The sequence below is a fragment of the Pseudobdellovibrionaceae bacterium genome, from assembly GCA_015163855.1.
GTDB lineage: Bacteria > Bdellovibrionota > Bdellovibrionia > Bdellovibrionales > UBA1609 > JAAOIH01.
This window is the reverse complement of the sequence record JAAOIK010000035.1, coordinates 57,806-65,539: the sequence shown is the minus strand read 5'-3', so window position 1 is coordinate 65,539 and position 7,734 is coordinate 57,806. Positions and strand designations below refer to the sequence as shown.

Here is a 7,734-nt window from a genome sequence, read left to right as displayed (position 1 = left end):
GCCTGGCACTAGCTAAATCGGGATCAATTTGAAATAAAATTTTAAAATCTAAATCCTTAAAAGTTCCTAATTTAGTATATGCAATATTATCACAAGGAGATGTTCTTTTTCCGTTGCGGTAACAATACCCTCTTGCCCCTGCACGCCCAGATAAAGTGCCCGCAGAACCATCGGGAAATACTGCTTTATCCAAATCTATGCCTTTATCGGTTTTCCATGTTCTACAATCATAAGGCCCCGCAGTAACCAACCAACAGTTTGGTTCTGGTAAAAATGCCTGGCCTCGGTCTGTTGGCCAATTTCTATAATAAACCGTTCCGTTGCCCATAGAAAAGAAAATTTGATTATCACAACCATCGCTTGCACTACATTCGTCAGCCTTTTCCCCTTGAGTTAAGATAATCAAGATACTTCCAAACTCATCTTGAAAAAAGGCTTTCCATGTAAATTGCCCCTCTTTATCTAAATAAACATAATTATACTGAGTCTCTTTTTCGGTGCTTCCCGTATCCAATACCAACTCGCGATTTATTTTTTCACCGGTACCGCTTGTTTCTTGATAAGAAATGGAAAATTCTCCCTCATAAGTAGCACTACCTTCTGTATTGCGATGCCCTGAGTACTGTAAATTTAAATGCAGTTTTGTATCCTTTGCCTCTTGCACACTAACACCTAACCAGTCTTCTAATCTTTTAGTCCCTGTTAAGTTTAATGCCTGCGAAAAACTAGCGGCATTGTTTTGCACAGAAGAATGCCCTCCCCCAATTTCGGATCGAACTCCATCGGTTTCATAACCCGAGCATGCTGTAAAAAATAAAAATACAAAACCTAATAAATATTTACCTATAAACATAAGCGCTCCTTACATTTACTTTATCGGTTAACGCTAAAAAAATTAGAATTTTAAAGCTAAAAAGTCGGCTATTTTTTAATTTTAATACCTAGGTCTTGCAACTGTTGCTGAGCCACCACGCTAGGACTGCTAGACATTAGCTCTGTGGCCTGTGCGGTTTTTGGAAAAGCCACCACATCGCGAATAGAACTGGTTTTTGTTAAAATCATTACTAATCGCTCTAGCCCAAAGGCTATTCCTGCATGGGGAGGCGTGCCATAATTTAAAGCTTCTACAAAAAAACCAAATCGATTTTTAATTTCTTCATCACTAAAACCAAGGCGAGAAAAAATAGCTTGTTGCACATTGGACTGATGAATCCGCACACTACCGCTAGCTAATTCATAACCATTGCAAACCACATCATAAGAGCGGGAAAGCATATTTTTATAATCTCCCTTTGCAGAAAGCAAGTGGGGAATATCTTTTACACAAGGAGCAGTAAAAGGATGGTGGCAAGATACCAACCTTTTCTCTTCTTCAGAATAATCAAATAAAGGAAAATCTTTTACCCATAAAAAACGATCTTCATTAGTGTCTATCACCTTTTCTTTTTCTGCTAAGTGTAAGCGTAAATCAGACAAAATAGCACAAGCTTTGGTAAACTGTTCGGCAACAATTAAAACCAAACCTCCCTTGCTACCTCCAGCTTTTGCAAAAATATTTTGCAAAGCCTGTGGAGTAAAAAATTTTGCCATGGGAGAAGTTAATTTATCCGAATCCGATTTAATCCATAGTAATCCACTACCACCTAACTTTTTTGCTCTCTGGGTAAGCTTATCTAAAAAACTGCGCCCACTGCCTCCCAAAGAAGGGATAGCCAAAGCTTTTACCACTCCAGCCTTTTTTAAAACCGATTGAAACACGATAAATTCGCTGCCCCCTACCTCTTCTGATAAATCTTTTAGCTCCCAAGGAATTCGCAAATCTGGCTTATCACAGCCAAAGCGATTCATAGCTTCTAAGTAAGACATAGAGGGAAAATCAATACTTTTAACCCCTTTAATTTCTTTCCAAATAGTTTCTAATAACTGGTGGGATAACTGATAAATATCTTCTTCATCTACAAAACTCATTTCTATATCAATTTGGCTAAATTCGGGTTGGCGGTCTGCCCTTAAGTCTTCGTCTCTAAAGCACCTAGCTATTTGAAAGTATTTATCAAAATTTCCAATCATTAATAACTGTTTTAAAGTTTGCGGGCTTTGTGGCAAAGCATAAAAACTTCCATTATGCACACGAGAAGGCACCAAATAATCACGAGCCCCCTCGGGAGTGCTTTTGTATAAAATAGGAGTTTCTATTTCTAAAAACCCTTGATTGGATAAATAATTGCGAGTTTGTTGGGTGAGTTTATGTCTTAATTCTAAAGTCTTTTGTAATTTATTGGATCGTAAATCTAAATAGCGATATTGTAAGCGTAAAGCGTCTCCCACACTTTCATCTTCCCAATCAAAAGCTGGGGTTTTAGATTCTGATAATACATGTATCTCTTTACAAACTAACTCAATTTTTCCATTAAGTATTTGTTCATTAATAGTCGCTTTGTCTCGCTGTACTAATTTTCCAGTAATGGCTAAAACAAATTCTTTTCGTATATTTTTTACTAATTTTTGCTGAGGATTAGATAAATCACAAACCACCTGCACCTTTCCTGTTCTGTCACGCATTTCTAAAAATACAATAGTCCCCAAATCTCTTCTAACATTAACCCAACCCATAATAGTGATAGACTGGTTTAAAGAGGCCTTATTAATATCTTTAATTAGACAACTACGCTGTAAAGTAATGTTTTTTTGGCTTTCTTGTGAAAAAAATTGCATACAATCCTTAATTTACACAATACAGTAGCATCAATATTTGTTTTAATCTAGCCTTGATGTTATAAAAAATTCTTATTATATTAAGTCAAATACGACAAATAAAAATTTGTGCGTATTATACACAATTAATTACCCCTCCCTAGAATATTATGCCTGAAGTGTCTTTATCCATAAAATCAGAAAGCAGCCAATCTAAAACTTTTTTTTGGATCGAAGAAAAACTTTCTACTGTTAAGGATATTGAAAAAAATATTGGTATCTTTACCACTCACTGTGAACCCAAAAAACATAGCATTACATTAAAAGGCGAAAAAATTACCGTACAAGTGCAAGTAAAAAAAACGGAAAAAACCTCTTTAGTTTGCGTAAAGGTAAATCTGCCTTTAAAACTAGCTCTTTTAAAAACTGTAATAAAAACCAAACTAGAAACACAAATATCTAAATTACTAAAAAAAATAAAATAGCTTTTTAAAAACTGCATGGGAAAAACTAACAAAAATCTAACTTCGTTAAACCTCCCAATAAAACCGCAATCTAGCGAACAGGCCACCCTTATTCAATATATGAAAGAGGTTAGCCAATACCCTGTTTTAGATCGTAAGCAAGAAACAGAAATTGCTACTAAATTTTATGAAACCAAAGATCCTAAATATGCTCATATTTTAGTACAATCTAATTTACGCTTTGTAATTAAAGTGGCCTCGGAATATGCCAAGTTTGGCAACCGCCTATTAGAATTAATTCAAGAAGGTAATGTGGGGCTAATGACTGCTGTACAAGAATTTAATCCCTATAAAAATATACGCCTTATTACCTATGCTGTGTGGTGGATTAGAGGTTATATTTTAGAGTACCTTATGAAACAACATTCTATGGTTAAGATTGGAACCACCAATCAACAAAAAAAGATTTTTTATGCCTTACAAAAAGAATTAAAAAAATTAGGAAGCCTGCAAACTCCCTTTCCACAGCTAGCTCAATCTTTAAATGTTACAGAAAAAGAAATTATAACTATGCAACAGCGATTAACTAGTAAAGATATTAGTTTAGATACATCTAGCAAAGACGACCACCTTGACCAATCCGTACCACAAACCAAAGCCATAACTTACGAAACACCAGAGAGTTTATTAGAAAAAAAAGAAATTACAGAAAAATTAAAACAAAAATTGCAAGAATTAAAGCATCAGCTTAACCCAAAAGAATTGTATATATTAAAAAACCGAACCTTATCTTCAAGCCCTCATACTTTAAAAGCTATTGGAGAGCATTACGGAACAAGCAAAGAGGCCGTACGGCAAATGGAAACACGATTACTTCAAAAAATTAAAAGTACTTTACTGTATTTAAAATAAACTAAGCCGCAATAGAGGGTTTTTCAAAGTATCTATACAGTTTGGCTTTTAACTTTAACAAAGCCTGCGCATGTAGTTGCGAAATTCTACTTTCTGTAAGCTCTAAAATACTGCCTATTTCTTTTAAATTTAAAGATTTGTAATAGTACATAGATAAAATTTGCTTTTGTCTGTCAGATAACTCGCTAATAGCCTCGGCTATTTTTGCTTGTATTTTTTTAAAGTTATAATTTTGATCAGGCCCGCCCAAACCAGCCTCTTCTACTAATTTTACAATGGATTTATAGTCGGCAGTATTAAAAGAAACCATGTTGTCAAAAGATAACACCCTTACTGGCTTTACTATATTTAATAATTGATAAAACTCCTCTTTACTAATGCCCATTTCTTTAGCAACCTCATCATCTTGAGGAGCTCTGTTTAATTTTTTTTCTAATGTGTTTATTGCTTTATTTAATAATTTGGCTTTATCTCTAATAGATCGTGGTACCCAGTCTTGAACTCTTAGTTCGTCTAAAATGGCTCCCCTAATACGAAATTCTGCATAAGTTTTAAATTTATTATCTTTAGTAATATCATACTTGCTAACAGCATCAATTAACCCCACCACTCCCGTGGCAATTAAATCTTGTAAATCAATATGAGAAGGTAATCGAAAGTGAATTTTTTTTGCCACAAAATTTACTAATGGTAAAAATTCTTCTACAATTTGTTTGTTTTGATCGCTAGACATTTCGCAACCCGTTTGTTGTAATTCTAAAAAAATACCTTTTGCACTATTAGACATATTTTTTTTATTTAACATATTGTAACTCCTTGTGTGAAAAGTGTTTTATTTTAAAACACTTTTGTTTATATTTTTACTCATTAACAATTTTAATTTTTAAAGCTTTTATATATCCTTCGTTTATAAAAATATTTAAATCTTCTAACTGTTTTTTGTCAGAAATAATTTTTTTTTGTAACTCTTCAAAAGAAAAGCTATAAAGCATATTAGAAACCAATTCTTTAAAAAAACTTTTTTGTACAGATATTTCTGATTGCGCTTGTTTAGAATTTACTAATAGCTGTATAGAAATTTTATAAGTTTGCATTTTTTCAAAACGAATTAAGTTTAAAGATAAAGTGCCCATATTTACAAAAATAGTTTTGTAAGAAGTTTTAAGTGATTTTTGTTTAGCACTTGCTTGTACAGAAAATAATACTGTTGCGAATGTTACAAAGTATAGAAAGCCAATTTGTAAAAAGAAAATAGTAGATCGCATATTGCCTTTATACAAAGCAAGTTGCATACCAAATAAACCTCTACTAAAGAAAGAGTTATTCTCTAGACTTAAGTTTTAAAAACATAGCCTTAAGTAAAGTAATAAAAAAAATAACAGTCATTTTTTGCTATATTAAATACTAAAGACCTAATCGTTTTTTGACAGAACCTTAGATAAGTAATTTAATATGGTAAAGGATATTGTATGAAAATAATTAATAATAAAATAAAGTTACTTAATAAATTTATTCTTTTTTCCAGTAGCTTGCTGGTAATTTTTTTATTTGGTATTTTTGTAGGCTCTAAAATAAAAGATTTTAAAAAGCCTAGTAACACCACTAATATTGAAGCCAGTTCTGCAGAAGCAGTGGATGTTAATGTCCCTTATAAAGTGATTAAAGAAGTTAAAAAGTAAAAAAAATTACTTGCGATTGATAATTCTAGATTTTTCTTGAACTTTACGAATGCCTTTGCGCTTTTTAAGGTTACGCTTAGCAACTTCTTTAGAGCTAGGAGCAGGTATTAAAGCCTCTCCTGGCTTATTATAGTCGTAATCTACAAACTCAATAAAGGCCATTTCTGAGTTATCTCCTGGCCGATTTTCTAATTTGATAATACGAGTATAACCGCCTGGTCTATCTTTAAAACGAGGCGAAATAATATCTATAATTTTTGAAACCATAGGAGTGTTATTAGCGTATTTTTTTAATAAAATTCTTCTAGCATGTAAGGTGGCTGTCTTGCCAATAGTTACTGCTCGTTCTACATGTCTTCTTAATTCTTTAGCTTTTGGTAAGGTAGTACGAATTCGTTCTCTTTCCACTAAAGAAGTTACCAAACCTTTTACTAAGGCTTTTCTAGGCCCTGTTTTTCTTCCAAAAGTGTTTTTTACTACGCGATGTCTCATTTTATCCTTTCCTCTACTTTTTTATTATATAAACTAAGACGGTTTTTCCCAATCTTTTGGAGGCCATTCTACCTTCATTCCTAAATGTAAACCCATATCCACTAAAGTGTCTTTAATTTCATTTAAAGATTTTTTACCAAAGTTTTTTGTTCTTAGCATATCTCCTTCTGTGCGAGAAACTAAGTCTCCAATATACTGAATATTGGCATTCTTTAAGCAATTTGCACTTCTAACCGAAAGTTCTAAATCTTCAACCGGTCTATAAAAGTTTTCATTTCTTTCTTCTTTAGATTCTATTACCGCAACAGCCGGCTCTATTTTTTCATCAAAAGTAATAAAGGGTTGTAAGTATTCTTTTAAAATTTTAGCACTTAAAGAAACCGCTTCTTGAGGTTCTAAAGAACCATCCGTCCATACCTCTAACACTAAAGAATCATAATCGGTTCTCTTTCCCACCCTTGCATTAAAAACATTATAATTAACTTTTCTTACTGGGCTATGCAAAGAGTCCACAGGTATAAAACCCGTTTCTAATTGTTTTTTATTTTCTGAAACTTCAACATACGATCGGCCAAAATTAACCATAATTTCTGCATCAAATGTAACCCCTTCACTTAAAGTAGCTATAATGATATCTGGGCTTAAAACTTCAATGTCTGCATTGCCTTCAATGTCGGCAGCAGTAACAACACCAGGGCCTTCTTTTTTAATGCGTAAACGCTGTGTTTTTTCGGTGTATTGTTTAAAACGCACCTCTTGTAAATTTAAAGTAATGTTTAAAACATCTTCTAAAACACCAGGGATAGTTGTGAACTCGTGTAACACTCCCTCAAATTTTATAGCAGTTACTGCAGACCCCATCATAGAGCTTAATAAAACGCGTCGTAAAGAGTTACCTAAAGTTACTCCGTAACCTTTTTCTAAAGGGCTAATGACAAATTTACCATAGCTAGAGGTTAACGTTTTTTTATCTGCAACAAAACCTTCTGGTTTTTTTAAATCTTTCCAAAAATGATAATAATGCCCTTGCATAATGCTTTCTCCTTGTAACTGCTTTTTTTCTTTTTACCTATTTTTAACTAACAACTAAACTCTTCTTCTTTTTGGAGGTCTACACCCATTGTGAGGAATAGGCGTAATATCTTTTAATAAAGTGACTCGCAACCCCCCTTTGGCTAAAGCGCGAATAGCAGAGTCTCTTCCTCCGCCAGGGCCACTAACATACATTTCTAAAGACTTCATTCCCATATTCATAGCTTTTGTAGCTACATCTTGAGCCGCTTTTTGTGCTGCAAAGGGAGTTCCCTTTTTGCCGCCTTTAAAACCTAAAGAACCAGCAGAAGCCCAGCATAAAGCACCACCAGCAGGGTCTGTAATAGTAATTAACAAATTACCAAAGCCTGCTTGAATATAACAACGCCCGTGCGGGACATTCTTTTTTATTTTTTTCTTTGTTTTTACACCCATTATTTTTTACCTTTTTCTACTAACTA

The 7,734-nt window shown here is 33.4% G+C and carries 10 protein-coding genes; 3 read left to right on the top strand and 7 right to left on the bottom strand.

Translation table 11 applies throughout. The features are described from left to right. Together HAW63_04400 and aspS are read right to left on the bottom strand one after the other, a co-directional pair. Positions 1–853 (bottom strand): hypothetical protein (locus tag HAW63_04400; GenBank protein MBE8163209.1); only part of this gene is annotated, 853 nt, incomplete at its 3' end. A gap of 68 nt (positions 854–921) precedes the next feature. Continuing rightward, positions 922–2,715: an aspartate--tRNA ligase gene (aspS, locus tag HAW63_04395; GenBank protein MBE8163208.1), complete on the bottom strand. Its 1,794-nt coding sequence runs from the start codon at positions 2,713–2,715 to the stop codon at positions 922–924. A gap of 149 nt (positions 2,716–2,864) precedes the next feature. Between aspS and HAW63_04390 the strand changes: the two genes are divergently transcribed. Together HAW63_04390 and HAW63_04385 are read left to right on the top strand one after the other, a co-directional pair. After that, positions 2,865–3,179, top strand: coding sequence for a hypothetical protein (locus tag HAW63_04390; GenBank protein MBE8163207.1), 315 nt, complete (start codon positions 2,865–2,867; stop codon positions 3,177–3,179). A 15-nt stretch (positions 3,180–3,194) separates the two neighbouring features. Beyond that, positions 3,195–4,070: a sigma-70 family RNA polymerase sigma factor gene (locus tag HAW63_04385; GenBank protein MBE8163206.1), complete on the top strand. Its 876-nt coding sequence runs from the start codon at positions 3,195–3,197 to the stop codon at positions 4,068–4,070. A 1-nt stretch (position 4,071) separates the two neighbouring features. Here HAW63_04385 and HAW63_04380 read toward each other — a convergent pair whose 3' ends face one another. Together HAW63_04380 and HAW63_04375 are read right to left on the bottom strand one after the other, a co-directional pair. Continuing rightward, positions 4,072–4,803, bottom strand: coding sequence for a FliA/WhiG family RNA polymerase sigma factor (locus HAW63_04380; protein ID MBE8163205.1), 732 nt, complete (start codon positions 4,801–4,803; stop codon positions 4,072–4,074). A gap of 127 nt (positions 4,804–4,930) precedes the next feature. Then, complete coding sequence (locus HAW63_04375; GenBank protein ID MBE8163204.1) at positions 4,931–5,362, bottom strand: hypothetical protein; 432 nt, start codon at positions 5,360–5,362, stop codon at positions 4,931–4,933. Positions 5,363–5,539: 177 nt separating this feature from the next. Between HAW63_04375 and HAW63_04370 the strand changes: the two genes are divergently transcribed. Then, complete coding sequence (locus HAW63_04370) at positions 5,540–5,749, top strand: hypothetical protein (protein MBE8163203.1); 210 nt, start codon at positions 5,540–5,542, stop codon at positions 5,747–5,749. A 6-nt stretch (positions 5,750–5,755) separates the two neighbouring features. Here HAW63_04370 and rplQ read toward each other — a convergent pair whose 3' ends face one another. From rplQ to rpsK, 3 genes are read right to left on the bottom strand one after another with little or no spacing between them, the layout of a single operon-like run. Continuing rightward, complete coding sequence (gene rplQ / locus HAW63_04365; protein ID MBE8163202.1) at positions 5,756–6,241, bottom strand: 50S ribosomal protein L17; 486 nt, start codon at positions 6,239–6,241, stop codon at positions 5,756–5,758. Between the two features lie 33 nt (positions 6,242–6,274). Continuing rightward, entirely contained in the window at positions 6,275–7,273 is a 999-nt protein-coding gene (locus HAW63_04360; protein MBE8163201.1) for a DNA-directed RNA polymerase subunit alpha, read from the bottom strand. A 54-nt stretch (positions 7,274–7,327) separates the two neighbouring features. Beyond that, positions 7,328–7,708 (bottom strand): 30S ribosomal protein S11, encoded by a 381-nt coding sequence (gene rpsK, locus HAW63_04355; GenBank protein ID MBE8163200.1) that lies wholly within the window; start codon positions 7,706–7,708, stop codon positions 7,328–7,330. Between the last annotated feature and the right edge of the window lie 26 nt (positions 7,709–7,734).

Coding starts and splice junctions, on each gene's coding strand:
- aspS (MBE8163208.1), bottom strand. CDS start 2,715: ATGCAATTTTTTTCACAAGAAAGCCAAAAAAACATTACTTTACAGCGT.
- HAW63_04390 (MBE8163207.1), top strand. CDS start 2,865: ATGCCTGAAGTGTCTTTATCCATAAAATCAGAAAGCAGCCAATCTAAA.
- HAW63_04385 (MBE8163206.1), top strand. CDS start 3,195: ATGGGAAAAACTAACAAAAATCTAACTTCGTTAAACCTCCCAATAAAA.
- HAW63_04380 (MBE8163205.1), bottom strand. CDS start 4,803: ATGTCTAGCGATCAAAACAAACAAATTGTAGAAGAATTTTTACCATTA.
- HAW63_04375 (MBE8163204.1), bottom strand. CDS start 5,362: ATGCAACTTGCTTTGTATAAAGGCAATATGCGATCTACTATTTTCTTT.
- HAW63_04370 (MBE8163203.1), top strand. CDS start 5,540: ATGAAAATAATTAATAATAAAATAAAGTTACTTAATAAATTTATTCTT.
- rplQ (MBE8163202.1), bottom strand. CDS start 6,241: ATGAGACATCGCGTAGTAAAAAACACTTTTGGAAGAAAAACAGGGCCT.
- HAW63_04360 (MBE8163201.1), bottom strand. CDS start 7,273: ATGCAAGGGCATTATTATCATTTTTGGAAAGATTTAAAAAAACCAGAA.
- rpsK (MBE8163200.1), bottom strand. CDS start 7,708: ATGGGTGTAAAAACAAAGAAAAAAATAAAAAAGAATGTCCCGCACGGG.